Raw genomic sequence first — 26208 nt, forward strand, 5'->3', positions numbered from 1 at the left:
TGATCTTTGTTTCAACAAATCATTAATAATACTCAAAAACAATTAACATTATGAAAATCAAAGCTTTACTCCTAGGCCTTTTAATTGCAGGTGCAACCGCGGTTACTTACACATCTACTCTAGATGATAATGCAGATTATGCAGCAAAAAAAGTTGACTCAACAAAGATCAAAGTCCCTACTCGCGGGTAGCTTGATTGCAGCGTTTATCGTTGCGTCACCTTATTTTTTTTATTTATATGAAGGAGTTCCAGACATAGAAGTCTGGAACTTTTCTTTTTTAGGAATTGAGTTATCATACTCTAGTCGCTTTTACGAAAGTGCGAATGTTGCTGCCTGGATAATCTTCGGAAAAGCATTCCCTTTAATATTTCTGATAATTTGGTTTTTTACTTGCAAACACTGGTGGTACCATTCCCTTTTGATACCCATTTTTATGTATGGATATCAAATCTATGGAACCATAGCAGACGATATGAGATTCAAAGACAATACATTTGATATAATCTATCTTGGCCCGCTAATTTTTATTGCCCTTATTTTCCTCTATACCATTCGGATGAAAATTTTTGATCGCATCCATAATATTGACTTATCCGAACTGGAGCGTGTTACTTTAAAAGGTGAAATTAAGGATGAGGATGAGAAGTCCAAGAAACTTTATTCCGACAGCTACGATGACGATGATGAAGAGCCTTTATTTATGGGCTAATTATTAATGTCCCTTCTTACTTTTTTCATTATATATTTTATACGTACTTTGAAGTCTAGCACTTGAAACCTAGTATATGATTTCAAACAGTCCGTTTTCACGCGAAGAACTGCTTCCACAAGAAGAGAAACTCGAAATAAAACAGAAAAAAGGATCCCTGTTTATAGGAATTCCAAAAGAAAATCACTTTCAGGAGAAGCGTGTATGTCTTACTCCGGATGCTGTAGGCGCCCTTACTGCGCATGGTCATCGGGTGTTGATTGAATCTAATGCGGGAGCTGATGCACGATTTTCGGACCACGACTATTCTGAGGCCGGTGCCGAAATAACTGCCGATCGTGCACGTGTTTTTGGTTGCCCTATGGTACTCAAAGTAGAACCGCCTTCTATGCAGGAGCTTGAAATGATCAATCCGCAGACCGTAATCATTTCTGCTATTCAGCTCAAAACACAGAAAAAAGAATATTTTAAAGCTCTGGCCTCTAAACGCATTACGGCACTGGCATTTGAGTTTATAAAAGATGCCGATGGCACCTACCCTGCCGTACGCGCCTTGAGCGAAATTGCAGGAACAGCCTCTGTGCTAATAGCCTCTGAGATAATGTCGAGACCTGAGCAGGGCAACGGCCTGATGTTTGGTAACATTAGCGGCGTACCTCCTATTGAGGTTGTAATCATTGGTGCCGGAACGGTGGGTGAATTTGCAACACGATCTGCACTGGGTTTAGGTGCTAATGTAAAAGTATTTGACAACTCCTTAACCAAATTGCGCTGCCTTCAGGTTAATGTGGGACAGCCCTTATATACTTCAACTATTCAACCTAAAAACCTGCTAAAAGCTCTGAGAAGGTGTGATGTGGCTATTGGTGCGGTTAGGGGTAAAGAGCGTTCTCCGGTAATTGTCTCAGAAGCCATGCTCGAATATATGAAACCCGGATCTATTATAATTGACGTAAGTATCGATATGGGCGGCTGTTTCGAAACCAGCGAGGTCACTTCTCACGATAAACCCACATTTGTAAAACACGGAGTTATTCATTACTGCGTACCAAATATTCCATCCAGGTATGCGCGTACCTCTTCAATCTCTATCAGCAATATTTTCACCCCATATCTTATCGAAATTGGTGAACACGGCGGTCTTGAAAATAGCCTGAGAATGGATAAGGGTTTAAAAAACGGGTTGTATTTTTACCGCGGAATTCTAACCAGTAAATCTGTAGCAGATTGGTTTGATCTTCCATTTAGAGACATCAATCTGCTGTTTTTTTAGACACAAACGCAATTCATGAAAATTTTATATCGTCTGGGCTTTTACCTTGGAGGTTTCTCTATAGGTCTTATTTTGTTAGCCGTTTTTATCAAAGGAAGTGGGGTTGAATTACCTTCCTGCGATTATCTACCTAATGCCCGCCTTCTTAAAACCATTCGAAATAATGGCTACGCGCTTTCTCCAGAGGCCGAAAAACAATTAAAAGAGTTGTCGTTAGACACTACAGATCTTAATACGGTTTTTTTAGAGGGCGAAGTTGATTTCAAAAATAGTGATCCCCGAAAAGAACCCTGTGGATTTTATATTATCACATCTCAGGAAACTATGCCGGTTCCACTTGTAGCAAAAGTGGAGCGTTGTGATGAAGCCTTTGAGGTACTTAGCGTATCCAAAAAATGATCCATACTTTTGTAAGTCTAAAGGTTTCTGCGCTTACGTTCCTGCTTGATCAGGGTTAATTCTCTGTTAGTTTGACCGGCAACCGAAGTATTTTCTTCTGCTCTGCGTATTAAGTAGGGCATCACGTCTTTCACAGGTCCAAAAGGCAGGTATTTTGCAACATTATAGCCGTGGTCCGCGAGATTGAAACTGATGTGATCGCTCATTCCGTAAAGCTGGCCAAACCAAATACGCTCATCTTTCGCTTCGATCTCTTTTTGCGCCATTATTTCGATCGCCAGGTAATTACTTTCTTCATTGTGAGTTCCTATAAAAGCCCAAATCGAATCCAGATTATCCAGAATATAAACCAACATCGCATTAAAATGGGCATCAGTCTCAGCTTTGTCCTTACAAATAGGTGAATCATATCCCTTCTCTTCAGCACGCTCCCGCTCTTTCTCCATATAGGCCCCACGCACAATTTTTACACCCAGCTTATACCCATTTTCAAGTGCATCGGCGTGCATTTCTTTGAGATAATTAAGCCTATCCCAGCGATAACATTGTAAGGTGGTATATACAACAGGGTATTCGGTATTGTATTTTTTCATCATCCGCTGTACGAGATCATCTACAGCACCCTGCATCCAGCTTTCCTCGGCATCTATTAACAAACGAATGTCACAATCCTTTGCTTTTTGGCAGGCACGGTCAAAACGTTCCTGAATACGCTCCCACTCCGTTTGCTCTTTCTCATTAAGGGCTTCGTTTTCGGTAAGTTTTCGAAGCACTTCAAAGCGCCCAAAACCCGTTGGTTTGAAAACCGAAAAGGGCATTCCCGGTTTTTCTTTGGCAAACTCGATAATACTAAGAACCCGTTCTAAAGCTTCATCAAATAGGGATTCGGTTTCCTTACCTTCGACCGAAAAATCAAGAACCGAATGTACCCCTTTACTATACATAGCCTTTATGGTAGGCTCACAATCCTTCTCGCTAACTCCTCCGCAAAAATGATCAAAAACAGTCGCTCTGATAAGACCTTCTACCGGCAAACTGGCATTTAGAGCAAATCGAGTTACGGCGGTACCAATTTTAACCAAAGGCTGTACAGATATCATTTTAAACAGAAAATAAGCCCTTTCTAACTCACTGTCTGATTTTAAGGAAAATGCACATTTGGTATCGTCAAATATTTTTTGCTCTAACATAAAGTAATTTTTGGCGCCAAATATAATTAGAATCGCAACGGGAGTTTAACAAAAAGGTACTAATTTCGCTCCCTTAAAGAAGTTTTAACATGCAGTCAGTACAGGCAAAGGACTATCAGGTTGTATTTGGAAATTCAGGATACACCGCCCTAAACAACCTTCTCCGGGAAAAGAATCACAGCATTATTTTTGTACTTGTAGACAGCAATACGCACGAGTATTGTCTTTCGCATTTCTTGCAAAATCTGGAAACCAACAGACCTCTTGAGATCGTCGAGATCGATCCGGGAGAAGAATTTAAAAACCTGGAAACCTGTACGGGAGTTTGGAATGTTTTGTCTGAACTCAATGCAGACCGTAAGAGCCTTATCATCAATTTAGGCGGAGGTGTGGTGACCGATTTGGGAGGCTTTGTGGCCTGCTGTTTTAAAAGAGGAATTGATTTTATCAACATACCCACTACCCTACTGGCAATGGTTGATGCCTCTGTGGGCGGAAAAACGGGAGTGGATCTGGGTGCTCTAAAGAATCAGATTGGAGTGATAAGCAATCCCGGTCTGGTATTGGTTGATCCTTATTTTCTGGGAACTCTTCCGCTTGAAGAACTACGAAGCGGTTATGCCGAAATGCTCAAGCATGGCCTCATTCATTCGCAATCGTATTGGGATGCCGTGAAAGATTACGACTATACAAGCTTTGAAACTCTGGGAGATTTAATCAGACAATCTGTAGCTATTAAAAATGAGGTAGTATTAGAAGACCCTTACGAACAAAACATCAGAAAAAGCCTCAACTATGGTCATACCCTGGGTCATGCAATAGAATCTTACTTCATGGAGGAAGAATCTAAAACACGCCTGCTGCACGGGGAAGCCATTGCCATCGGTATGATTTTGGCCAACTTTTTATCTCAGGAGATCGCAGGTTTAGATGCTTCTGTATGTGATAATAGCTCAAAAGTCATACTGAATTACTACAAAAAGGTTGCATTTGAAGACCGAGATATTGAAGCAATCATCAGATTACTCAAGTATGACAAAAAGAATAGTCACGGAACTGTATATTTTGTCTTACTTCAGGAAATTGGGAACCCGGTCTTAAATCAGGAGGTTTCAAATGAACTGATATATAAGGCATTTGATTATTATAAAAATTTAAGTAATAAATAAGTAAAATGCCTTGCAGAAGCAAAACGTTTTTTTTTACATTTAACCACTCATTGCACTTAAACTAAATTATACTTATGCGTCGCGTTATTGTCGATTTTAAAAAACTTACTCCGGAGATTCTCGCACTTCTCGTGGACAAGTACCCCTACGGATATGATGATGATCACATCATATCTTTTAAAAATGCAAAAAATGAACTCATAGAATGTGTTGAGGTTCGTACAGCTGATACAATCTATCTGGTAAAAGTGAGCAAGAAACTCGAAAATACAATGGAGAATTATGACGTTGATGATTACGACGATGATGATTTGAACGAACCAATCAGCGAAATGCCGAGCAAATTGCCGGATGATGATGACGATGAACTGATTGATGAACCTACTGAAGAAGAAGACGAAGATTAATTATAATCCCATAAAAAAAGCTCTCCAAACCGGAGAGCTTTTTTTGTTTTTACATCATATAGAATTTTATCGCACTAAGCTTCTACCTCCTGCTCTATTGAAGCCAGATAGCGCTCTGCATCTAAAGCCGCCATACAACCCGTACCGGCCGCAGTTATGGCCTGGCGGTAATCTTTATCCTGTACATCACCACAGGCAAAAACTCCTGGAATATTGGTTTTGGTTGTTTTGGGTTCGGTTATGATGTAACCTGTGTCGTCCATATCAATCTGATCCCTGAAAATGTCTGTATTTGGTTTATGCCCAATTGCGATAAACAAACCGGTAATATCAATTTGACTGGTTTCTTTGGTCTCATTATTAATCATCTTCAAGCCTTCTACAACCTGTTCTCCAATTACTTCTTCTACTTCGGTATTGTACAATACCGTAATGTTTTTTCTGGAATTTACCCGGTGCTGCATGGCTTTTGAAGCACGCATTTCATCCTTACGTACCAGCATAGTCACGTGCTCACAAATGTTAGCCAGATAGGTTGCTTCTTCAGCAGCAGTATCACCACCACCTACAATGGCAACCTTTTGGTTTTTATAAAAGAAACCATCACAAACTGCGCAGGCAGAAACTCCTCCGCCTCTTAGACGCTGCTCACTGGGCAATCCCAAATATTTTGCTGTCGCCCCGGTGCTTATGATTACACTTTCTGCCTCAATTTCCGTTTTATTATCAACCACAGCTTTGTGAATACCTCCGGCCTCTTTGGCAAATTCTACCGAAGTCACCATACCTATGCGCACTTCTGTACCAAAACGCTCTGCCTGTTTTTGTAATTGTACCATCATGGTGGGCCCATCAATTCCATCAGGATACCCCGGAAAGTTATCTACCTCTGTAGTTGTTGTTAACTGACCTCCGGGCTCCAGACCGGTGTATAGCACAGGTTTCATATCAGCTCTTGCAGCATATATTGCTGCTGTATAACCCGCGGGTCCAGACCCTATAATCAAACATTTAATTCGTTCTACTGCCATAAATTTAAATTTAATCCTTTGGGATTTAGATCATTTTCTATGAAATGCAAAAGTACATCAATAAAAACGCATTCTAAAAATTACCTAAAGCCAGTTATAAGTCGTTATTAACAACAAAAATTTACGCCTTGGAGATTATAAGTCCCATAATCGTTCTATATTTTCTATTTTTAGGCAAATTTGTAAGCTATGAAAAACTATATAAGTGTCTTAACCTTCCTCCTAGTAAGTCTTTCTTCCTGCGGACAGGATCAACAGGAAGTCAAAGAAAATGATGTGCCTATTACAGTGTCTGAGGCCTATACCTATGAAACAGTGGTCCCGGATCTGATTAATCCCTGGGGAATGTCTTTTCTGCCAGATGGCAGTATTCTCATTACCGAAAAAGAAGGTAAACTCATTCATTTTAAGGCAGGTGAAAAAACAGAAATATCAGGGCTTCCCGAACTTTCAAACAGAGGTCAGGGCGGACTTTTAGACGTACAAATCGCACCCGATTATCAGGAGAGTGGATGGATTTACATCACGTACTCTTCTACCGAAGGTGAAGAGAAAGGGGCAAATACCGCTTTGATGCGCGCAAAACTTTCTGGAAACCAATTGACAAATCAGGAGGTTCTTTATAAAGCAAGTCCAAATACGACTAAAGGTCAGCATTTTGGTAGCCGAATCGTTTTTGATAAGAACGGCCACGTATTTTTCACAGCAGGTGAACGCGGTGAACGAGATATAAATCCGCAGGACATTACCCGCGATAACGGGAAAGTTTACAGGCTTAACCTCGACGGTAGTATACCTCAGGATAATCCTTTTGTTGGTGTTAAAGATGCTAAAGAAGCCATTTGGTCTTATGGACATCGCAATCCACAGGGGATGATTTACAATGAAAATACAAATGAAATCTGGGTTCACGAACACGGACCAAGAGGGGGTGATGAAATTAATGTAATAAAAGAAGGTGCCAATTACGGCTGGCCGGTAATTACTTACGGGATCAATTATTCCGGTACTCCTATAACCGATGAAACTCAAAAACAAGGAATGGAGCAACCCCTCTATTATTGGGTTCCCTCTATAGCTCCCAGCGGGTTTGCGTTGGTTACCGGGGACTCTTATCCTGACTTAAAAGGAAATCTCTTGGTAGGATCTTTAAAATTTGTGTATTTAGAAGCTCTTTATCTCAATTCTAATAATGAAGTTGTAAAACGCGAAAAGCTTCTTGACGGTATAGGTCGTGTACGCAATGTGGTTCAAGGACCAGATGGTATGATTTATGCAGGAGTTGAAGGAGTAGGAATTGTAAAACTGATCAAAAAATGAAAATAACCTTAGCAACATTAACCGTTTTCATACTAAGTGGATTCGGTTACTTGACAACTTTAAAATCCCATCAGGAATCGTACTCTATAATTCCTAAAAATGCTGATTTTCAGGATGAACTAAAGAAAAGTATCGAACGTGGTGAAACGGTATATGAGGACTTTTGTATGCAGTGTCACCTCCCTACCGGCGAAGGTGTTGCAGGTGTTTACCCTCCACTCGCCAAGGCAGATTATTTACTAAAAAACCGTAAAGCGGCTATTCACGCTGTAAAATACGGTCTTAAAGGTGAGATAACGGTTAACGGCAGCACCTACAATAGTGTAATGACTGCTCCAGGACTTTATGATAATGAAGTCGCAGATGTAATGAACTATATTTTACATTCCTGGGGTAATTCAAGCCCGAAAATGGTAACAGAAGCTGAAGTAGCTGCAATAAAAGAATAGTAAATTACTCGATACGCCTGTAATTTTCTGATGAAATGCGATTGCCCTCTTCGTCAATACTGATTTGGCTGTATGCATCTTCAGAAATCTGAAGTTCAAAGGTAAAAATGCGTAAGGTATCTATTGCCCCCATCATACTTTCTGAACCGTATTCTAAAGTTTCGATGAGCATACCGTCTTTTACCTTATAATTTCCATAGCCAAACCACTCTACTGAGTCTTTGGGCACGTAGCGTGTCCACATGACCTTATCTGACGTGTACATTTTTATTTGTCTATAACCATCAGTAGTAGGTAAAGTGTCCGAAATTTCGTTGTTGTCGTAATAGTAAAAGCTTTCCAACTCCCAGGTCCCTTTAATTAAATGATCAGGGCGTATGTTGTTTAGTTTGAGGCTGCTGAATAGTACTATTGATAAAAGTACGAGAGTGTAATGTTTAAGTTTCATAATAAAGAGGATTAATAAGACTTTTTTGCAATCTTAAGTTACAAAAAATATGATATCACAAAATGAAAACGTTATAGTTTTATTATTAATCATTAATTACCCCTATTTTATGAATACTATTTAAGTTTTCATACCAAATTCAAAGTATTCCCTATTTTATCTGAGTCACTTAAATTTTAAAAGACTTTGCAGTCTGTCTTAATTATTTATATTTGCACCCTGAAAATTCGGGATGTAGCTTAGTCCGGTTAAAGTGCGCGTCTGGGGGGCGCGAGAGCGGAGGTTCGAATCCTCTCATCCCGACGAACCAAACTTGGTTTATATTAAAAAGCCTGTTAATCATTGATTAGCAGGCTTTTTGTTTTTAACCCTATTTAGCTAGCTTTAAAATCAACCAAAAAGTGACCAATTCGGTTACCTATTCGGTTACCTCAAAAAAGTTGATTTTAATAAAGATCTGAACTACTGATCAGGTTTGACTTTCGCTTCGATTTGACTTTCGTAAACAAATCGATTATTAACCTAAAGCGAGAGTTTATGGGCACTTCAAACTTATTTAACATTCATTTTTGGCTTAATCTTTCCAAAAGAAATGGAGATTTAGCACCTATTTATGCACGTATTACTGTTAACGGAAAACGTTCAGAAATCAGTCTACAAAAGCAAACTTCGGTTACCTTTTGGGATACCAAACTAAAACAAACTAATTTAAGGTCCACAGAGGGAAAAGCCTTAAATACGTATCTGGATCAGGTTTACACTAAATTATTAACATGCAACACTGAGCTATCTGATGAGTTTAATGTAGTTACCGCGCAATCAGTTAAAGCCCGGTTTTTAGGTCTTGATGAAAGTAATAAAACACTTTTGGAATTAGTCTCCTATCACAATGAGAAAATGGAAGGCATTCTCAAGCCAGGCACATTAAAAAATTATTATACTACAGAGAAGTACATAAAGATCTTCTTAATTAATAAAAAGAAGACTCCCGATCTATTACTTAAACAGATCAATTATAGTTTCATTATTGATTTTGAGCATTATTTTCGCAAAGGTTCTTCATTACAAAATTCAAATTCTTTAAACAATAATGGAATAATGAAGCATTTGGAGCGCCTTCGTAAACTGATGAATTTTGCTTTGGATCTTGGATGGTTAGAAAAAAATCCTTTTGCCAGATATCGATTGAAATTTAGAAAAATTGAAAAGCAGTTTTTAACTAGGGACGAACTCCAAAAGATTGAGACCACAGATTTAAAGAATTCTAAACTTCAAACTGTCAAAGACATTTTCATTTTTGCCTGCTATACCGGACTGTCCTACATTGATATTAAGAATCTCCATCAAAATAATATTGTTAAAGGGATAGACGGTAGTGATTGGATTTTCACTCAGAGAGCGAAAAATGAGCAGGTAGTTAAAGTTCCTTTGCTTCCCACTCCCCTCCGACTCCTAAACAAATACAAACTACATGCTGAGTTCAATAATGGGAAATTGCTTCCTATTTATTCAAATCAAAAAGTCAATTCGTATTTAAAGGACATAGCCACTTTATTAAAAATCCCCAAGCATTTAACCTTTCACTCGGCACGGCATACGTTTGCTACCAGTGTCACACTAGCAAACGGAGTTCCTATAGAAACCGTTTCTAAAATGCTTGGACATACAAAAATCTCAACAACTCAAATATACGCCAGGGTCTTAGAAGAAAAAATAAGTTCTGATATCGAAATTTTGAGATCCCGGCTTGGATAGGCAAGAACAATAGCAGCTTAGTCAATATAACCGGGCCTTAATTTAAACTGAAAACTGCCCTACAAATGGGGGGTGCTCAGACAACACAAAAAATTGAAAATCATATTAGAGGAGCTCTTTTGGAATTTACCCAAATTTATGAAGATGATGATAGAAAACAGTATTACATAACTTTAGATAAAAGTAAAATAAAAATTAGTGATGTAGATAGATGGACAAGACAACGTAAAAATATCAGAAGATAAAATGGAGTTACTACCTAAAGACTATATAATCCTCACCGGCGTATTTTTTACTTTTATAGCTACGATACTTGGATATTATTTTACACGAAGGAACATAAGAACTTCCCCGTACTTCACTCGAGTACAAGGCTACGATTAAGCATACATATCCCTGGGATTAAGCTACTACAAAGCTAAGATGATCCATTAAACCTCTCGTACCACTAAAGATTGTATTCAGGTATTTTGTTCAAACCGGTATGCGCATCAGCAGCTATGCTAAAAACCACGTTGTTCCATTTTCCGTATGAAAGAATAATGACCTCTGGAATCTGCTACTTTCAGCTGCGCATATCAATGCCCGTTAACGCGATAAGATCCCTGCTCCGGTGCTTATAGCACGCCAGCTAGGGAGTATGCTATAATACTGGGAATTACTTCACGAGCATCAACACAAACGCTTTCAAAAAGAAACTCAGGTCGCGGTATTAGGAAATCACGCTTTTGATACCTGGACCCAACAGGGCATTTCACAACCACAATGCAGTTGTAATTATTTGATAGAAACCCGGGGTTTTGAGGCGTGGGATTTGAGAAGAGTTTAAGGGAACTCAAAAAAGTTTCTAGACTTTCCTGAATTAAATATATTAGGATAGCTTCGCAACAACGATCATTTAAAGAATATATAAGGGGTTTTAGGTTGGGTCTCAATAGTAGTTAAAATCCAATTTTTAATTCATAAAGCTTAGCACTAAGGAGATTATATGAATGAGTTTACAAATTTTATTAAATCCCGGGTGCTTATTAACGAAGCCGACCTTGCTATAGTTCTCTCAAAATTCAAGAGTACACCTGTTAAGAAAGGAGCGCTTGTATTGAGAAAAGGACAAATTGCCAATCAATACTATTTTATAAAATCAGGAGGCTTGCGTCTTCATTACGGCGCATTTGAGGAACAACATACGTCATGGGTGTTTTTTGAAAATGACTTCTTTACCGAGATCACAAGCTTACACGCGCAGGTACCTTCCCGTTTCAATATTGAGGCCATAGAAAACACAGAACTTCTGGTAATCAGCAAAGCTGAAATGGATCAGCTTTACAAAAAGCTTCCGGTATGGCAGGAGTTTGGAAGAAAAATCTGGGAAGAGATGTGTATCAGACAGGTAGACCAAAACCTGAATTATCAAACCTTATCTGCCAAACAGATCTACCTCGAACTACTCAAAAATTCTGATTTTGTAAAGAAAATACCCATCAAACAGTTAGCCTCTATCCTGGGTATCACTCCCAATGCACTGAGCAGAATCCGCAAAGAAATCAAGTAATTCATTACCTACCAATTGGTAGTTTTTGCAGGATTTTACCACTATACATTTGTAAAAATTTAAAATTACAAATGATGAAAACGCAAAATCAATATGCTGATGCTGAGCTGATAAAAAATTGGCCCGGCTTTGTGAATAATTATGCCACAGTAAACGGGTTAGAGCTGCACTATGTTACAGGAGGCAAGGGTCAGCCCCTGATTTGCCTTCCAGGATGGCCACAAACCTGGTATTCTTACCATCCTGTTGCTCAGGAGCTTTCCAAATCTTTTCAGGTGTTTGTAGTAGACATTAGAGGAATGGGCAGCTCTGAGAAACCCGAATCGGGTTATGATAAAAAATCTATGGCAGCCGATATTTTAGCATTGGTTAAGCATCTGGGTTTAGATAAAGTAAATCTGATGGGGCATGACATAGGCGGAATGGTTGCCATGAGTTTCGCTTTTAACTATCCGGAATTTTGTGATAAGCTTATCGTACTGGATGGAGCACATCCCGGAGAGGGAATGCTGCACATGCCACTCATCCCGGCCGAAGGTACTTTTGCAGGTAAGATGGATGCTAACATGCCTTACCCCTGGTGGATGGCGTTTAATCAGGTTAAGGCCTTACCCGAAAAATTATTGGAAGGACGTTTTCAATTCCTGCTTGATTACCTTTTTGAATACGTGATGATCGATGAAACGAAAATGAGTTCATTTGAGCGTGAAATTTATGCTGCCGTTTACAACGATCCCGAGAGCATTAGGGCATCTAATGCCTGGTATCAGGCTTTTGCAAAAGATATAGAGGATTCCAAATCCTATCAGCAACTACAGATGCCCGTATTAGGCATCGGCAGTTATGTAAGCTATAATTATATGAAAATGGCTTTGCCTTACCTAGCAAACAATTTGGAGGTGATAGGAATTCTGGATAGCGGCCATTATATGTACGAGGAACAGCCGGAGCAGGTTATTGAAGCGGTGCTAAACTTCTTAACTGAAAATAAAAAATAAGGAGATATATTATGAAGAAATCGATTTTAGTGGCAGGTGCTACCGGTAATTTAGGAATGAGAATATGCCGGGAGCTGTTAAACAGAGAGGCCATCGTGACGGCTATAGTACGTCCCACTACCGAACCTCAAAAAATAGAAGCACTTTCAAAAATGGGTGTACTAATTCATAGGGTAGATCTAGACAGTACCGAAGAAATAGCCGATGCGTGCGAGGGGAAAGACCTGGTTATTTCGGCTCTGGCAGGTTTGGAGGATGTGATTGTAGATTTACAAAAACGAATCTTGGATGCTGCCCTGGAAGCAAAAGTGAAGCGATTCATTCCTTCCGATTTCTGTACCGATTATACAGATTTAGTACCGGGCGAAAACCGCAACTTTGATCTAAGAAGCATATTCAGAACCTATCTGGATAGCACTTCCATACAGGCATCTTCCGTGTTTAATGGTGCCTTTGCAGATATACTTCAATACAATACTCCGATTTTAAACCGGAAGGATGAAAGCATTGGTTATTGGGGGGAGAAAGCCGACTGGAAACTGGACTTTACGACGATAAATGATACCGCTGCATTTACTGCGGAAGTGGCATTGGACGATAAGGCTCCCAGAGACTTGCAGATTGCAAGTTTTCAAATAAGCCCTAATATGCTACAGGCTTCTGTAAAAGAACTAACAGGTAAAAGTTTTAATCTTAGGCAGCTATCGAGTATGGAAAATTTTGCAGAATTCATTAAAAAACAAAGAGCAGATAATCCTGCAGGAGAAATGGAATTGTATGCTAAATGGCAGCAAAATCAATATATGTATGCTATGTTTTCAACACAGCATCAGCACTTAGCTAACGGGCGGTATAAAAACCTTACCTGGACTTCAGCTTTAACTTATTTACAATCTTTTCTGAGATAGTATTTTGGTCTCACACCTTAGTAGCAAACCCATATAAGTTACATTGGGCTACAAACCTGGGCTGTTGAACTACTTTTAAGCATTTCATCCCCGTGGCCAAGCGAATGTATCGCATAATCTAAAAATCTATAGTATTTCTTGAATGGCACTAATCGTCAGATGACCTGTGTATGCACCGGAAAACGCATCAGTAACTATGCTATAGACCACATTATTCCGTTTTCAGTGTTATAAAATAACGACCTCTGGAATCTTCTACTGTCAGATGCGCATACCAATACCCGTAAACGCGATAAGATAACTGCTACAAAGCTTATAGAGCGTAAGCGAGGACATTTATTGGAATACCGGGAACTGCTGCACTAGCATCAACACAAACGCTTTCAAAAAAATTCACGTCGCGCCTTTAGGCAATAATACCTTTCTCTTCTGGAAAGTACAGGGCATTTTACAACTACAAAACTCGTGTAACTACCTAATAGAAACCCCGGGGTTTGAGGCGTGGGATGTGAGGTGAAATTGGAATTATTCAGTAGGTATTTCCTTTTCGAAAAATGGAGTAACCTGATTCGAAAAAATATACTCTTCAATCTTTTCGGTCTCTCCTATATCAACATATTCTACCAAATGACTTTCGCTCACGTGTTTCCACGTTCGGTGATTTTTAGGATGATCTTTTTTACTGGGTTCTTCACCCACAAGAAAATATTTGCCTTTATTCTTTTCTTTAAAATCTACTGCTTTAGTAAATGAAATATAACTGGTTAGATCGTGTTCCAAATTATAAAGTCTTTTGCTAAAGTCTATTGTCTGGCCAGAAACCACTACCCCATTTTTACCTAAGAAATTAACAGCCACCGGCGTAACCAATTCGTTAAAATCCTTGGATCTGACCGTCACATTTAGGTTAACATTGTTCTCAATTTTAGAGTAAAGTCGTGTTTTTACTTCATCTAAAATATCCTTCTCTTTAGCATCTAATATTTCTTCAGAATACTGGAAAATAAACTGTTCGAACAATAATTTAAATGTATCATTTGAAACTTTTAAATCGATGCTCTTAGGTTCAGAGAAATAAACTAAGTTATTAGAATATCTGTTTAAATAAGAGAAATAAGATTCATTAATCCAGTCTGTTTTATTTTCAAAGTTTAAACCCAGTTCTGATTCATTCGCTCCGGGATCAATGTCATTTTTTAAATTAGTTAAATAACTTTTGAGATGGCCATAGCGCTGCGAAGAAAGAAATCCTTTGAGTAGATGAAGTTTTTCTTCTGAGAATTTAAAAATCTTTACGTGCTCATTAAACATAAATAACCCCACACTAATTTTTTCCTGCAAATCAGCTCTCAAGGGTAGATATAATATGCTAAAAAAAGACTTCATGAGTTTTTTAAATGTGCTCTTGGATTAAGGTTTTAAAATGATTTACACAAGCAGTATACCATTCCGGATTGAATACATTATCCCGAATTAATTTTTCAAAAGAGTTCAAACCAATGTTCCACTCTTTAGGAATATCTTCAAGAATATCAGATAATTCACCCTCACATTTCGTTGTGCAAAGGTAAAACTCTGTTACAATGTTATCAACAATTTTTGACAAATTGTTAATCCTACCAAACATTATTTTATATAAGTCAGAATAAATAAGTGATTCATTATAACTGATTAAATTAAATTCATTCCGTACCTCAGACTATTGGTATTAAATATGGCTCCGTGATCAAAAACACTAAAATAAAAATGAGCATTTTCAGTCATGTCTAATAATAAATTTGAGTTGCCGTGATGCCTGTCCTCATTTCCTAACCAGATATCAAATAGAGCTATTTTAAGTAAGTCCGTTTTATTTATGATTTTTCTTCGGTAACTGGCTTTTTTAAAGGAAGGCAACACGGTATTATCAATTACCAAACTATCTTTAATTAAGAGAGAACCAAAACAAGGTTTTTTAAAATAGGCAGGTTGAATTGAATTTTGGGGCGAATCGGGTAAATGCTCTTCATCTACATCAATTAATGATATTTGTGGTGTTTTAAGCTCCCAGCATTCTGCAAACTTTGACCCTATCACCTCATTTAATAATACAGACGGGCTTAATCTACCGTGTTTACAAACCCAATTTTGAAAATCAGCGCACGTAACCAAAATAGGCTTGTCACCACTATCGTAAATACGTTCAGATTTGTATAAAGTGCGATGCCTCTGTATCATTTATTAAATTCACCTAATAAATATAAAAAAAAAGACTGATGCACTTTAATATAATTCAGGCCATTTTCTTCCACAACCATCCAGTCTACATATTAATGAGATAAGTTCTTCAGTCCCGTTTCAAAAATTAAATAACAGTATTTAGGTTATGCCTTCTTTTATACGATGTAATCCTGTGGAGCTTTAAACTAAAAATATGATGACAAACCTCATTTTAGCAATCCTGCAACTTCCTCTGGGCACTCAAAATCCTGATGATAATCTTCCGGTAAACCTTAAAGTTCCTTTTGATCTGGTTGTATTTGTTATCCTGCCGGTAATCCTTATTATACTTTATCTCATCTGGAGAAAAAAACGCAGGAAACCTTAATCCTTTCTAGGTATCGCGCGCAACAATAACATTCAATCATCAGAGAGATTTCAAAATTTTATGAAAAGGAAATAATCTGTAATTCAGGGAGATTCCAAAGAGGACTAATAAAAATAATTTTAAAAAAATTATATCCTCTAAACGACTGTAATTATCTGCTATATTTGCCGCGCTATAATGGGTTAGTAACTATCTTAAAAAACACTTTGCTGAAAAATATATGAGAAAAATTTTCTTTTCAATAGTACTCTGTCTGATCGCTTTCAATATATATGCGCAGGAAGAATATAAAAAAGTAGATTTTGATAAGAAATTTAAAAATGAACATCAGGGAAAGGCTGAAGTTGAAATCCACGAAGTAAAAGAATTGATTCATATCATGATTGCAATTACCGAAATTGGTTTAGAAAATGATGATATGGTTGCTCAGACCGGGGCTTATTACAAAGAGGTCATTCAAGACTTCAAACCGTATAAGGATGAGAAAATTATAAAAACCTTTGATTCACTCATTAAAGTAAACCCATTAAACTATATTTTTCTATCGGGTAATGCCTTGAGTTATGATTTTAAAGGAAACCGCTTAATAGCAGATAATTATTATCTTTTTCCTGCACAAAGTGTTTCTTCTCACACGAAAATTACTGTAAACCCTATTACAACCTATAAAAAGGATATTGAAGCTTTTGCTAGGAAATCCAATTTTAGAAGGTTCTATAAAAAGCATCACGACTATTATAATAAGATTACTTCAGATTATAACAAATTTGCCAACCTCAAAGAACAATGGATCTGGTTAGAGAACCAATTCAGTACAAGGGTAAACAATTATACAATAATGTGTTCACCACTGATTAATGGATTAAATTATACAACCAGTTATACAGATAAGAATTTTAAACAAATTATGATGGTTTTGCCTCCATTAGACGAGCTGCCCAATTTAACTGAAACTGAAAAATTGGTTTTTAACACCAGAACGATGTTTACGGAAATAGATCATAATTATGTGGGAAAGCCAACAGAAGAACATGTCGATAGCATAAATAAGGTTTTTGCAACTAGAGAGAATTGGGTTGACACAGATCAATACGGTACAGAATACTATCCTGATCCGGAACGCATTTTTAATGAATATGCTACCTATGGCGTATTCCTTTTATACTGTAAAGATCATTTTGATGAAAATACTACTGCAAATACAACTAAAGAGGTTATCGCTTTAATGACAGAGCGAGGCTTTATAAAAATGAAGAAATTTACAGACGTTCTATTTGACGTTAGTGATCAATATCCTGATCAAAGCGTTGAAGAATGGTACCCAGAATTTATTAAACAATTAGGCGAAAAAACCTTAATACAGTAAAACGTGTAGATCAGCACGTGATTCTGATTCTGGTAGTGTGCAATCAGGAAATGAAAATTTGCGTTAAGCTACTATTCTTTAACAGTGGGTTGAACCAATTTTTATGCTAGGTTTTTAAAAAATTCTAAAAATAGCCTAAAGTTATGCTTATTAGACTTCACCTACCCATCTTGAGCCGATTCCTTCTAGATATTAACAAATAAGCCTTAAGGATCACCTCAAAAATCAGCCAAAATCAAGGCAAATACTTCTTTATTCTTAGACCTATATTCAAGAGAGAGAGAGCATCAAAGCGCATGACTTAAAATAACAGCAATCACATCTTACGAATAAGTCTCAATCCCCTCCCTGTTGCCGCGCGATTGTATCGCGCAATCTAAAAATCTATAGTATTTTTTGCCAGACAAACCGTTTGAAGTGTACTGTATATAAACCGGGAAACACATCCGCAGCTATGCCATAGACCATTTAATTTCATATTCCCTCTGGAAAAATACCGACCTCTGAGACCTGACCGGCCGCAGCTAAGATAACGTTCAGAAAAGCGATAAAAGCCCTACTACTGGGCTTATAGAGCGCTAGCGAGGATTATACTGGAATACCGGGAAATGCTCTACGAAAATCACGCCTCCAGCACGGCAACTCCTACTCAAAGCCTAGGCATCCCCTAGGATAGTGTATGAAGAGAGTATGAAAACGGGTTTTAAAAAGTAAAAATTTAAGAGTTTGTTAAGAGTTTTGAGAGTTGCCCTAATTCAGTTGACGAATTCAAATTAAAATAGGTAGTTTAGGTTCCTATAAAAAACTGGAGTCTTTACTTATGGGTTTTATCCTACCTATTATAACCGCTATACTTTTAGGCTATGCAGATCTGCAGTCCAAAAAGAAACTGAAGAAAAACATTCAGGGTCAATACCTGCTTAAATTAAACAAAAGCTTTAAGTGGCTAGGCATAATCTGTTGTTTTATCTGTTCGGTATTAGTAAGTCAAACCCTTCTAAATTGGAACCCGGAAATTGTAATCCTGGGCCCCTTAACATGTCTTATGTTCCTGCTAATGGGCTTGCTACTGCTTATTCCCTATTACAGATACACAGTCCTTTTTGATACCCGGAAGATTCAGGTAACCGGCGCACTCGGAAAAACAAAACAAATTGAATGGACTGCTGTTGAAAAGGTAAGCTTTAACTCGATCACAGCATATTTAAAACTTGTCACGCCAAAAGAAAAAGTGACTATTAACAGGCATACTATTGGTTTTGACCAGTTCTTAGAATACCTGGAGCTTCACACACGCTTTAAGGCAAAGGATATAAGCAATGTCTTCAAGTATTAATACAGATTTCAATTAAACGGATTTATACTCTACATATGCGAGTATGCTAGGGCACGGGCTTAACTTTTCGGAACGAATAGGATTAACCTAAAAACTCTTGAAGTAGATATCAAATGGGGATACTTTTTTGATGCGAATTTCAGCATCTGGAACCCCTATTTCAATAATATTTATATGGAATTCTAAACGCAACCATTTCAAGTCTCCAACATCTTAATAAAAAACGTAACACAATGATTACTATAATCAAATACCTAAGCATACTGCCTTTAGTATTTTTTCTGGCCTGCGAAGATTCATTTGAACCAGCTGGTATTGAGACGCGGGTATTTGGTAGGGTTTACGACGATGCAAATGAGCTGCCTATAGCAAATCAAAAACTTTTGGTAAGCGAATGGAACTCCGTACCTCAATTCAGTCCGGGGCCTAATGACGATTTTGTTCAATACTTAGATTCAACCTACACAGATATTAACGGTTATTACGAACTAACATTTACTACAACAGGTAAAGGAGATTTATATTTTCTGGAATATGAATATGATGAATCCTATTGGAATTTCTACCAGAGCCGGGTTGAAATTCAAAATTTGGGAACTGATACCACAGAGGTCAACTATAATTTCTTACACTTATATCCGGTGAATTTACGAATCACTCTTGCTCCGGATGTTGAAAATCTACCCATTCGAATTAGTCCCTATTTTACAAACTTTAGAAGTACGGATTGGTTGACTGAAGTTGATAAACAATATACCCGAACAATCCTGACCGATAAGAATCGGGAAGAACGTATTCGTTTTATAAGAACAAAATCAGACGGAAAAAACTATCAGGAATTCAATTATAGTTTACCGGCTACAAACACGACAGAACTAACTGAATTTGAAATTTACATTTCAAATGATGATTTTGTTGATTTTTGAGGATTTGAATACACTACCTGAATTACTGAAAAATAGTTTCGCCTTCTGTTGAACTCAATACTATTTAAATTCCGGACCGATACGTAGCAATTTCCTTGGTATCCTCCAGGTAAAGCCTAAATCGTTACAAGAGCCTGATCCTGAGATTAGAGAGCGTCAGCGGGTTAATAAATTAAAACACTTATAAATGTTCTACACTCGTCAACATGGATATTTTCAAAAGGAAATTCAGGTCGGGCTTTTAGGAAATCACGCGTTTAACACCTGGAAGCAACAGGGCATTTTGACCAGTATCCTATTGGTAATTTTCACTAGTGTTCTTCAGGAAAAAACTTGACGAATTCGGCTTCTGTCATCGTGGGTATTTCCCAGTTTTTAATTTTAATCATTTTAGACGGTCCGGGATTTTCACCCACAATAACGTAGTCAATTGACTTTACTAAGCGAGGCTGCGATCTGCCACCTGCCAGCCATATCCATTTTTTATACGTTTGACGATCTGCAACCTGATTAAAATCTCCCGTAAAGAGTACCACTTTATCTGTAAAAACAGTGTCTTCATACTTCGGTTCCGGGTTAAACTCATCATATTCGCCACTGCTGTTTTTCTCATAGTATCCGGAGAAGGTTTCTATAGCCTCTGAAGCAACTTCCTGCTCCAGCAGAATGTATTCAAGAAAAGACTGGAATTGAACGATTGACAATTCGTCTTTGAACTTTTCAAATTCCGGATCATCAAGTAAATTATGGAGGTTATTCAGGTAGTCCTGAGGCGTAAAGTTTTTAAACAAAACATCACAGGCGCGCATAGAAATGCGTTTAGATACGTGACCCATAAAGAATACATTAGTAGTGAATCACTAAAGTAGTTAAAACCTATCACGTAAAATCACAAAATCTTGTGTCTATTTCGAAGTGACAGTGCCAGGCGTATCGGTCAAACCCTGCTACTTTATCTCAAATAACCCCGCAAATACCACCCTACTCCCCTCGCCTACGCTTACCCCGGAATAGTGGATAAAATTGCCTTTTTAAAATGCAGCATTAAAATTTTGTAAAGAATCACAGTTAATGCCCGTTTAGCTCATATCCCCTCCTGAATTGAAGGGGTAATCTGTAATTCCATCTATGTATTTTATTAGTTGGATATGGGGGCTCCTCCCCCTCTGGTTAAGCTCCGATTTACTTAGAGAGTCGTTCTGAGATCAGTCTGGGCTATACTACCCTCTAACGACTTTGGTGCCGTATTCAATCACAAAAACTGTGGTAAAGTGTGGTTGGAGTGTGGGTTCACTATGGTAGCAGTGTGGTAGCACCTAGAAGATGCCTGTGCGTAAATTGGAAGAAACCAATAAGCAAAGTGGGCTCTTTACAGAGATGAATGGGTAGCAATCGCGATGGGTTGTAAAATGTGCTTCTTGCTTTACTATGGTATAAATCGAGATTAGGACAAACCTTTAACGTCCTGGTGATTAGCAAAAAAGCAATTTGACTACAACAAATACCAATGCGACTACTTTTCATAAAACGACTATCAAGAATTTTGCAACAGAATTAAAACAAAAAGAATATGAAAAATCTTAAAGAAAAAGTAGTTGTTATTACAGGAGCAAGTGCAGGAATTGGAAAAGCCATTGCAATAAGATTGGCAGAAAATGGTGTAAAAGTAATCTTGGGTGCAAGAAATACAGAACTATTAGAAAAGATTGTTGAAGAAATTAAAAATAACGGTGGCAATGCTGCATTTGTAAAAACTGACGTAAGCAACAAAAACGATTTGATTCAGTTGGTAAATGTTGCTGTTGAGCAATTCGGAAAAATGGACGCTATTGTAAATAATGCAGGTGTCGCCCGACTTAGTCGTATTGACGAATTAGACATTGACGCTTGGGATGAAATGATTAACAGCAACATCAAAGGAACATTGTACGGAATAGCAGCCGCAATTCCTGTTTTTAAGCAACAACAATCGGGTCACATCATCAATATCATTTCGACTTCGGGAATAAAAATTGTTCCAACACAAGGCGTTTATGCAGGTACAAAAAATGCCATCCGCACTATTTCGGAAGCGTTTCGGCAGGAATCGGACGGAAGCATACGAATAACAAGTATTTCGCCCGGATATATCAAAACGGATTTTGCAGTAAAAAGTGTAAATACTAAAGAGAAGAAAGATGCCGCATCTAAAGCGGTTGAAGCAATAGCGATAAGTCCCGAAACTATTGCAAATGCAGTAATATACGCAATCAGTCAGCCAAAAGATGTTGAAATTGGCGACATTGTTATTCGTCCGTCGAAACAAAATTGATTAGATTAGTTCACGAAAGAATGCAACACCAATCGAACATAAATCACATTAAAAGCATATCGCAATTGCTGCGGGAATTGGGACTTCCTGCACCTTTGCACCCAATGATTGCATTGGTTGATTACAATAATGTGACGGCTGAAATGCTTCCGAAAGGACAAAAAATCAGTATGGACTTTTACAAAATTTCCTTTAAGCTTACTTTTAAAGGGAAAACAAAATACGGGCAAGGATATTACGATTTTGAAGAAGGCGGATTGGCATTTTTAAAACCCAAACAAATTGTTGTCTCGCCTGAAAATATAGAAAATTATGAAGGTTTTGCCTTGTATTTTCATTCTGATTTAATCCAAAATCATCCATTAGGAAACACTATAAATCAATATGGTTTTTTCTCTTACGATGTTTTAGAAGCCTTGTTTTTATCAGCAAAAGAAAAGGAAACTATATCCAATCTATTTGCTTCAATAGCCAACGAACTGAATAATAATATTGACAGCTTCAGCCAGGATGTTTTGGTGTCTCAAATAGAATTGTTATTGAATTATAGTAATAGGTTTTACAACAGACAATTCCTTACAAGAAAAGCAATCAATCACGATATTATAACCTCTTTAGACAAACTTTTAGACATTTATTTTGAAGGAGAAGAAAGCTTTAAAAACGGATTGCCGTCCGTGAAATATATCAGCACGGAATTAAAACTATCGCGACGTTATTTGATTGATATGTTGCATTCACTGACGGGACTAAACACACAACAATACATTCAGAACGCTATCATAGAAAAAGCAAAAGAAAAATTATCTACAACAAATCTTTCCGTATCAGAAATTGCTTACAAATTAGGCTTTGAACATTCACAATCGTTCAGCAAACTTTTCAAAAAGAAAATGGATATTTCGCCTTTGGAGTTTAGACGGTCATTTAATTAAAAACGTAACGGGGGGAAACAAAAGCCCAGAACCCACCAAAGATCTGAGTTAAAAATCAAATCATTTTAGCTCAATTTTGAAATAAAACCTTCATTTTTAATAATTAGTCCACGCACTTATTGAACTTAGAAGCGACTGCAAATGTATGGAATTCAAATCCTTAAATTATCTTTGGTCAATTCTTTTGATATTTCAAAATGGAAGTGATTATTTTTTCATATCAAGATATCCTGATGATCAAACGCTTGACTTTCAATATAAATTGAAGCTGTTTGTATAGCTACGTCCACCCAAATTAAAGATCCGAGTTCGGGCAAATAACTCCAGGGCTTCATATGTGCTATGTTTAGTAAAAATCAACAAATTAGCTGGAAGACTTATTTTTTCAAGTTTTGCTGTGAAATGCTATTTTCAATTTCAGTTGCAAATAAGCCCTAATCTCTATTTTATATTGCTCCTTTTTACCTAATTTGTCTCAGCTATGTATAAAGAACAAATATGACCGGACAACGCTACGCACATATTTTAAAAGGAACCGCAATTGGACTTTGGGAATGGAATATCCTTACCAAAGAGGTGATCTTTAGTGAAGAATGGGCTAAAGTTCTTGGCTACACAGCAGATGAGATTACGCATACTGAAACGCTTTGGGAAGACCTGTGCCATCCTGAGGATTATCAAAAATCTCAACAATTGCTTGAAATGCACCTTCAGGGGGAAAGTTCATTTTATGAGAGCGAAGTGCGTATGCGACATAAAGATGGGCGTTATATCTGGGTTAAAGATCAGGGAAAAGTAGTAAGCTGGAAAGACGGTAATCCCGAATGGATGACCGGTTTTCATAAGGAAACGACTCTGGCAAAAATTGATGCTGAAATCAAACGCACTTTTATTGATCAGGCTCCGGGTGCCATTGCCATGTTTGATACTCAACTCAACTATCTGGCTGCCTCCAAACAATGGATAATTGATTATAACCTACCGGAAGACATTGAGGGCCAAAATCACTACGATCTCTTTGATATCCCCGAGCGCTGGAAGGAAATTCACAAAAAATGTCTTGCCGGTGAAACCCATCAGGCCGAGGAAGACGAGTTCTTTGACCGTACCGGAAATCCATTTTACCTAAGGTGGCAGGTAAAACCCTGGTATCGCAATGGTGAAGTTGGGGGAGTGCTTATGCAAACCTCCAACCTGACCACTTTTAAGAAGCTGCAGATAGAGCGTCTGAGACAGAGTCGTTTTCAGGAAACCGTTTTCAATGCCATAGATGTAGGTATTGTTGCCTGCAATGAAAAAAAGGAATTGACCTATTTTAATAATACCAGTCGCGAATGGCATGGATTGCCGTCTGAACCTGTGCCTGCATCTCAGCTTTCTAAATATTACAGCTTGTACCAGGCAAATGCCAAAACGCTGCTACCTGAAAAGGATATTCCTCTTTTAAAAGTTTTAGAGGGTCGGCAATTGGGTGATAATGAAATTATCGTAATAAAAACTTCTGATCGGGATAGATACGTGAGGGTAACCGGCAATCAACTTTTTGACGAAAAGAATAATTTGATTGGTGCTGTGGTGGCCATGCACGACATTTCAGAAATCATTAAATCAAATAAGGAGAAAATTATAAGCGAGACCATTTTTAAATCAAGCTTTGAGAACGCTCCTATTGGGATGGCACTGGTTTCACCTGAAGGTCAATGGCTCCAAATTAATCATCGCATTTCAGAAATATTAGGCTATACCAAAAAAGAACTAGTCGCTTTGAAACTTCAGGACATTGTTCATCCGGATGACTTTGAGCCTGATTCGATTTTACTCGATAAGCTACTTCAAAACAAAAAAGTTAATCATCAGGTAGAAAGGCGTTATTTTCACAAAAATGGAAGTCTGGTAATGGGAATTCTTTCAGTAAGTATTGTACAGAACGAACAGGATACCCCTTTGTTTTTGATCAAACAGATAACAGATATTACTAAGCAACGGCAATCTGAAGAAGACTTAAACAGGGTTTTAAAATTGACCAAAAATCAAAATGAACGCCTAAAGAATTTTTCACACATCGTTTCTCATAATCTCAGGTCGCACTCGGGTAATTTAAGTATGCTGGTCTCTTTTCTTAAAGAAGAACTGAAAGGAGGACAAGGAGAACTCATTACAATGTTGGACTCTGCCTCAAGTCAGCTTGCTGAAACTATAGATCATTTAAATGAGGTAACCGAACTTCAAATCAACGATGACGCTGAATTAAAGCCCGTAAGGCTTAAAGACTATATTAAATTTACAGAAAATACTCTGGCTGCCCTCATAAAGGAAACAGGAGTGAATGTCATTGATAATACCCAACCCGGAATAATCATACATGCTATTCCTGCGTATCTGGAAAGTATATTGCTTAACTTCACCACAAACGCCATTAAGTACAGATCTCCTGACAGAGCCTCTTACATACGATTTACAACGAAAAAGGTAAATGGCGAAATCCTTTTGTCTATTGAAGATAACGGTTTGGGAATAGATCTTAATAAGTACGGTGATAAATTGTTTGGCATGTATAATACTTTTCACAGTCATAAAGATGCCAGAGGCATTGGCCTTTTTATAACAAAAAATCAAATTGAAGCCATGGGCGGTCATATAAAAGTTAGCAGTACTGTAGGAAAAGGTACTACTTTCGATATACTTTTTCCTTATGAATAAAAAATTTAAAACAGTTTGCATCATAGATGATGATCCCATCTTTGTTTTTGGCGCTACGCGTCTTATGAAGCAATATGATTTTAGTGAGTCTATTGTTGTCTACACCAACGGCAGGGAGGCATTAGATCATTTGAAACCGCTTATGGAGTCTAAAAATTTAGACACGATTCCAGATTTGATCTTTCTGGATTTAAATATGCCGGTATTGGACGGTTGGGGTTTTCTGGATGAGTTCACCAAAATTGACCCTCCAAAAATCATGAAAGTTTATATCGTTACCTCTTCAATTAGCAACTTTGATAAGCAAAAAGCTAAAGAATATGCCGAGGCGGTGAAAGAATACGTTATCAAACCTATCACTCCGGTAAGGCTTAAGGAAATTATTAAAAACAACTAGTTTAATAAGCTATAGGGGTCTTAATAATTGCTATTGGCTA

Annotated in this window: 26 protein-coding genes and 1 tRNA gene; 21 read left to right on the top strand and 6 right to left on the bottom strand. The window is 37.7% G+C overall.

The window, feature by feature from the left end:
- Nucleotides 1-138: 138 nt before the first annotated feature.
- The 3 genes from ACSSS3_RS17255 (at nucleotide 139) to ACSSS3_RS17265 (ending at nucleotide 2383) form a co-directional block, all read left to right on the top strand.
- Nucleotides 139-711: a hypothetical protein gene (locus tag ACSSS3_RS17255; protein ID WP_442845667.1), complete on the top strand. Its 573-nt coding sequence runs from the start codon at nucleotides 139-141 to the stop codon at nucleotides 709-711.
- Between the two features lie 76 nt (nucleotides 712-787).
- Nucleotides 788-1984, top strand: coding sequence for an alanine dehydrogenase (locus ACSSS3_RS17260; RefSeq protein WP_228230102.1), 1197 nt, complete (start codon nucleotides 788-790; stop codon nucleotides 1982-1984).
- A 15-nt stretch (nucleotides 1985-1999) separates the two neighbouring features.
- Nucleotides 2000-2383, top strand: coding sequence for a hypothetical protein (locus tag ACSSS3_RS17265; RefSeq protein ID WP_442845668.1), 384 nt, complete (start codon nucleotides 2000-2002; stop codon nucleotides 2381-2383).
- 17 nt (nucleotides 2384-2400) lie between these two features.
- On the opposite strand, the gene ACSSS3_RS17270 is transcribed toward ACSSS3_RS17265, so the two are convergent.
- Nucleotides 2401-3573 (bottom strand): proline dehydrogenase family protein, encoded by a 1173-nt coding sequence (locus tag ACSSS3_RS17270; RefSeq protein WP_228230104.1) that lies wholly within the window; start codon nucleotides 3571-3573, stop codon nucleotides 2401-2403.
- An 89-nt stretch (nucleotides 3574-3662) separates the two neighbouring features.
- On the opposite strand from ACSSS3_RS17270, the gene aroB reads away from it, so the two are divergent.
- Together aroB and ACSSS3_RS17280 are read left to right on the top strand one after the other, a co-directional pair.
- On the top strand, nucleotides 3663-4742 hold the full coding sequence (gene aroB, locus ACSSS3_RS17275) for a 3-dehydroquinate synthase (RefSeq protein WP_442845669.1): 1080 nt from the start codon (nucleotides 3663-3665) through the stop codon (nucleotides 4740-4742).
- Between the two features lie 74 nt (nucleotides 4743-4816).
- Nucleotides 4817-5149, top strand: a complete 333-nt coding sequence (locus tag ACSSS3_RS17280; protein ID WP_228230106.1) for a hypothetical protein — start codon at nucleotides 4817-4819, stop codon at nucleotides 5147-5149.
- 74 nt (nucleotides 5150-5223) lie between these two features.
- On the opposite strand, the gene trxB is transcribed toward ACSSS3_RS17280, so the two are convergent.
- Nucleotides 5224-6180, bottom strand: a complete 957-nt coding sequence (trxB, locus tag ACSSS3_RS17285) for a thioredoxin-disulfide reductase (RefSeq protein ID WP_228230107.1) — start codon at nucleotides 6178-6180, stop codon at nucleotides 5224-5226.
- Nucleotides 6181-6369: 189 nt separating this feature from the next.
- Between trxB and ACSSS3_RS17290 the strand changes: the two genes are divergently transcribed.
- Together ACSSS3_RS17290 and ACSSS3_RS17295 are read left to right on the top strand one after the other, a co-directional pair.
- On the top strand, nucleotides 6370-7500 hold the full coding sequence (locus ACSSS3_RS17290) for a PQQ-dependent sugar dehydrogenase (RefSeq protein ID WP_442845670.1): 1131 nt from the start codon (nucleotides 6370-6372) through the stop codon (nucleotides 7498-7500).
- Entirely contained in the window at nucleotides 7497-7949 is a 453-nt protein-coding gene (locus ACSSS3_RS17295) for a c-type cytochrome (protein ID WP_442845671.1), read from the top strand. Before ACSSS3_RS17290 ends, ACSSS3_RS17295 begins: the two co-directional genes overlap by 4 nt.
- A gap of 4 nt (nucleotides 7950-7953) precedes the next feature.
- Here the strand turns inward: ACSSS3_RS17295 and ACSSS3_RS17300 are convergent, their stop codons facing one another.
- Nucleotides 7954-8397, bottom strand: a complete 444-nt coding sequence (locus ACSSS3_RS17300; RefSeq protein WP_228230110.1) for a hypothetical protein — start codon at nucleotides 8395-8397, stop codon at nucleotides 7954-7956.
- Between the two features lie 228 nt (nucleotides 8398-8625).
- Here ACSSS3_RS17300 and ACSSS3_RS17305 point away from each other — a divergent pair.
- From ACSSS3_RS17305 to ACSSS3_RS17330, 6 genes are all read left to right on the top strand, one after another.
- Nucleotides 8626-8700, top strand: a tRNA-Pro gene (locus ACSSS3_RS17305).
- Nucleotides 8701-8934: 234 nt separating this feature from the next.
- The gene (locus ACSSS3_RS17310) at nucleotides 8935-10152 is read left to right on the top strand and encodes a site-specific integrase (protein ID WP_442845672.1); all 1218 of its coding nucleotides are present in this window, start codon (nucleotides 8935-8937) and stop codon (nucleotides 10150-10152) included.
- Between the two features lie 65 nt (nucleotides 10153-10217).
- A complete protein-coding gene (locus ACSSS3_RS17315) occupies nucleotides 10218-10397 on the top strand; it encodes a hypothetical protein (RefSeq protein WP_442845673.1) in 180 nt (59 codons plus the stop codon).
- 743 nt (nucleotides 10398-11140) lie between these two features.
- Nucleotides 11141-11704, top strand: coding sequence for a Crp/Fnr family transcriptional regulator (locus ACSSS3_RS17320; RefSeq protein ID WP_442845674.1), 564 nt, complete (start codon nucleotides 11141-11143; stop codon nucleotides 11702-11704).
- Between the two features lie 71 nt (nucleotides 11705-11775).
- On the top strand, nucleotides 11776-12702 hold the full coding sequence (locus tag ACSSS3_RS17325) for an alpha/beta fold hydrolase (protein WP_442845675.1): 927 nt from the start codon (nucleotides 11776-11778) through the stop codon (nucleotides 12700-12702).
- 11 nt (nucleotides 12703-12713) lie between these two features.
- On the top strand, nucleotides 12714-13610 hold the full coding sequence (locus tag ACSSS3_RS17330; RefSeq protein WP_442845676.1) for an NmrA family NAD(P)-binding protein: 897 nt from the start codon (nucleotides 12714-12716) through the stop codon (nucleotides 13608-13610).
- Nucleotides 13611-14135: 525 nt separating this feature from the next.
- Here the strand turns inward: ACSSS3_RS17330 and ACSSS3_RS17335 are convergent.
- Nucleotides 14136-14996, bottom strand: a complete 861-nt coding sequence (locus tag ACSSS3_RS17335) for a hypothetical protein (RefSeq protein WP_442845677.1) — start codon at nucleotides 14994-14996, stop codon at nucleotides 14136-14138.
- Nucleotides 14997-15281: 285 nt separating this feature from the next.
- On the bottom strand, nucleotides 15282-15827 hold the full coding sequence (locus ACSSS3_RS17340) for a HipA family kinase (RefSeq protein WP_442845678.1): 546 nt from the start codon (nucleotides 15825-15827) through the stop codon (nucleotides 15282-15284).
- Nucleotides 15828-16023: 196 nt separating this feature from the next.
- Between ACSSS3_RS17340 and ACSSS3_RS17345 the strand changes: the two genes are divergently transcribed.
- The 4 genes from ACSSS3_RS17345 to ACSSS3_RS17360 all read left to right on the top strand — a co-directional run bounded on the left by ACSSS3_RS17345 (nucleotide 16024) and on the right by ACSSS3_RS17360 (nucleotide 19825).
- Complete coding sequence (locus ACSSS3_RS17345; RefSeq protein WP_442845679.1) at nucleotides 16024-16197, top strand: adenylosuccinate synthetase; 174 nt, start codon at nucleotides 16024-16026, stop codon at nucleotides 16195-16197.
- Between the two features lie 220 nt (nucleotides 16198-16417).
- Nucleotides 16418-17563 carry a DUF4932 domain-containing protein gene (locus ACSSS3_RS17350; protein ID WP_442845680.1) on the top strand — a complete coding sequence of 382 codons (1146 nt, stop codon included), beginning with the start codon at nucleotides 16418-16420 and terminating at the stop codon, nucleotides 17561-17563.
- An 820-nt stretch (nucleotides 17564-18383) separates the two neighbouring features.
- A complete protein-coding gene (locus ACSSS3_RS17355; RefSeq protein WP_442845681.1) occupies nucleotides 18384-18899 on the top strand; it encodes a hypothetical protein in 516 nt (171 codons plus the stop codon).
- A gap of 233 nt (nucleotides 18900-19132) precedes the next feature.
- The gene (locus ACSSS3_RS17360; RefSeq protein WP_442845682.1) at nucleotides 19133-19825 is read left to right on the top strand and encodes a hypothetical protein; all 693 of its coding nucleotides are present in this window, start codon (nucleotides 19133-19135) and stop codon (nucleotides 19823-19825) included.
- Between the two features lie 311 nt (nucleotides 19826-20136).
- On the opposite strand, the gene ACSSS3_RS17365 is transcribed toward ACSSS3_RS17360, so the two are convergent.
- Complete coding sequence (locus ACSSS3_RS17365) at nucleotides 20137-20661, bottom strand: BRCT domain-containing protein (RefSeq protein ID WP_442845683.1); 525 nt, start codon at nucleotides 20659-20661, stop codon at nucleotides 20137-20139.
- Between the two features lie 734 nt (nucleotides 20662-21395).
- Here ACSSS3_RS17365 and ACSSS3_RS17370 point away from each other — a divergent pair.
- From ACSSS3_RS17370 to ACSSS3_RS17385, 4 genes are all read left to right on the top strand, one after another.
- Nucleotides 21396-22136 carry an SDR family oxidoreductase gene (locus tag ACSSS3_RS17370; RefSeq protein WP_442845684.1) on the top strand — a complete coding sequence of 247 codons (741 nt, stop codon included), beginning with the start codon at nucleotides 21396-21398 and terminating at the stop codon, nucleotides 22134-22136.
- 65 nt (nucleotides 22137-22201) lie between these two features.
- Nucleotides 22202-23071 (top strand): helix-turn-helix domain-containing protein, encoded by an 870-nt coding sequence (locus ACSSS3_RS17375; RefSeq protein WP_442845685.1) that lies wholly within the window; start codon nucleotides 22202-22204, stop codon nucleotides 23069-23071.
- Between the two features lie 498 nt (nucleotides 23072-23569).
- Nucleotides 23570-25771 (top strand): PAS domain S-box protein, encoded by a 2202-nt coding sequence (locus tag ACSSS3_RS17380; protein ID WP_442845686.1) that lies wholly within the window; start codon nucleotides 23570-23572, stop codon nucleotides 25769-25771.
- Nucleotides 25764-26168: a response regulator gene (locus ACSSS3_RS17385; protein ID WP_228230137.1), complete on the top strand. Its 405-nt coding sequence runs from the start codon at nucleotides 25764-25766 to the stop codon at nucleotides 26166-26168. Before ACSSS3_RS17380 ends, ACSSS3_RS17385 begins: the two co-directional genes overlap by 8 nt.
- Nucleotides 26169-26208 lie beyond the last annotated feature (40 nt).

The sequence above is a fragment of the Leeuwenhoekiella sp. H156 genome (assembly GCF_052218455.1).
In the GTDB taxonomy this organism is placed as follows: Bacteria; Bacteroidota; Bacteroidia; order Flavobacteriales; family Flavobacteriaceae; genus Leeuwenhoekiella; species Leeuwenhoekiella parthenopeia.

What these genes read in the sequence shown, in the direction of transcription:
- ACSSS3_RS17325 (WP_442845675.1), top strand. Translation starts at nt 11,776, where the DNA reads ATGATGAAAACGCAAAATCAATATGCTGATGCTGAGCTGATAAAAAAT.
- ACSSS3_RS17350 (WP_442845680.1), top strand. Translation starts at nt 16,418, where the DNA reads ATGAGAAAAATTTTCTTTTCAATAGTACTCTGTCTGATCGCTTTCAAT.
- ACSSS3_RS17290 (WP_442845670.1), top strand. Translation starts at nt 6,370, where the DNA reads ATGAAAAACTATATAAGTGTCTTAACCTTCCTCCTAGTAAGTCTTTCT.
- ACSSS3_RS17345 (WP_442845679.1), top strand. Translation starts at nt 16,024, where the DNA reads ATGATGACAAACCTCATTTTAGCAATCCTGCAACTTCCTCTGGGCACT.
- ACSSS3_RS17335 (WP_442845677.1), bottom strand. Translation starts at nt 14,996, where the DNA reads ATGAAGTCTTTTTTTAGCATATTATATCTACCCTTGAGAGCTGATTTG.
- ACSSS3_RS17255 (WP_442845667.1), top strand. Translation starts at nt 139, where the DNA reads ATGCAGCAAAAAAAGTTGACTCAACAAAGATCAAAGTCCCTACTCGCG.
- aroB (WP_442845669.1), top strand. Translation starts at nt 3,663, where the DNA reads ATGCAGTCAGTACAGGCAAAGGACTATCAGGTTGTATTTGGAAATTCA.
- ACSSS3_RS17370 (WP_442845684.1), top strand. Translation starts at nt 21,396, where the DNA reads ATGAAAAATCTTAAAGAAAAAGTAGTTGTTATTACAGGAGCAAGTGCA.
- ACSSS3_RS17260 (WP_228230102.1), top strand. Translation starts at nt 788, where the DNA reads ATGATTTCAAACAGTCCGTTTTCACGCGAAGAACTGCTTCCACAAGAA.
- ACSSS3_RS17365 (WP_442845683.1), bottom strand. Translation starts at nt 20,661, where the DNA reads ATGGGTCACGTATCTAAACGCATTTCTATGCGCGCCTGTGATGTTTTG.
- ACSSS3_RS17265 (WP_442845668.1), top strand. Translation starts at nt 2,000, where the DNA reads ATGAAAATTTTATATCGTCTGGGCTTTTACCTTGGAGGTTTCTCTATA.
- ACSSS3_RS17300 (WP_228230110.1), bottom strand. Translation starts at nt 8,397, where the DNA reads ATGAAACTTAAACATTACACTCTCGTACTTTTATCAATAGTACTATTC.
- ACSSS3_RS17280 (WP_228230106.1), top strand. Translation starts at nt 4,817, where the DNA reads ATGCGTCGCGTTATTGTCGATTTTAAAAAACTTACTCCGGAGATTCTC.
- ACSSS3_RS17270 (WP_228230104.1), bottom strand. Translation starts at nt 3,573, where the DNA reads ATGTTAGAGCAAAAAATATTTGACGATACCAAATGTGCATTTTCCTTA.
- ACSSS3_RS17355 (WP_442845681.1), top strand. Translation starts at nt 18,384, where the DNA reads ATGGGTTTTATCCTACCTATTATAACCGCTATACTTTTAGGCTATGCA.
- ACSSS3_RS17315 (WP_442845673.1), top strand. Translation starts at nt 10,218, where the DNA reads ATGGGGGGTGCTCAGACAACACAAAAAATTGAAAATCATATTAGAGGA.
- trxB (WP_228230107.1), bottom strand. Translation starts at nt 6,180, where the DNA reads ATGGCAGTAGAACGAATTAAATGTTTGATTATAGGGTCTGGACCCGCG.
- ACSSS3_RS17340 (WP_442845678.1), bottom strand. Translation starts at nt 15,827, where the DNA reads ATGATACAGAGGCATCGCACTTTATACAAATCTGAACGTATTTACGAT.
- ACSSS3_RS17320 (WP_442845674.1), top strand. Translation starts at nt 11,141, where the DNA reads ATGAATGAGTTTACAAATTTTATTAAATCCCGGGTGCTTATTAACGAA.
- ACSSS3_RS17385 (WP_228230137.1), top strand. Translation starts at nt 25,764, where the DNA reads ATGAATAAAAAATTTAAAACAGTTTGCATCATAGATGATGATCCCATC.
- ACSSS3_RS17330 (WP_442845676.1), top strand. Translation starts at nt 12,714, where the DNA reads ATGAAGAAATCGATTTTAGTGGCAGGTGCTACCGGTAATTTAGGAATG.
- ACSSS3_RS17360 (WP_442845682.1), top strand. Translation starts at nt 19,133, where the DNA reads ATGATTACTATAATCAAATACCTAAGCATACTGCCTTTAGTATTTTTT.
- ACSSS3_RS17310 (WP_442845672.1), top strand. Translation starts at nt 8,935, where the DNA reads ATGGGCACTTCAAACTTATTTAACATTCATTTTTGGCTTAATCTTTCC.
- ACSSS3_RS17295 (WP_442845671.1), top strand. Translation starts at nt 7,497, where the DNA reads ATGAAAATAACCTTAGCAACATTAACCGTTTTCATACTAAGTGGATTC.
- ACSSS3_RS17380 (WP_442845686.1), top strand. Translation starts at nt 23,570, where the DNA reads ATGACCGGACAACGCTACGCACATATTTTAAAAGGAACCGCAATTGGA.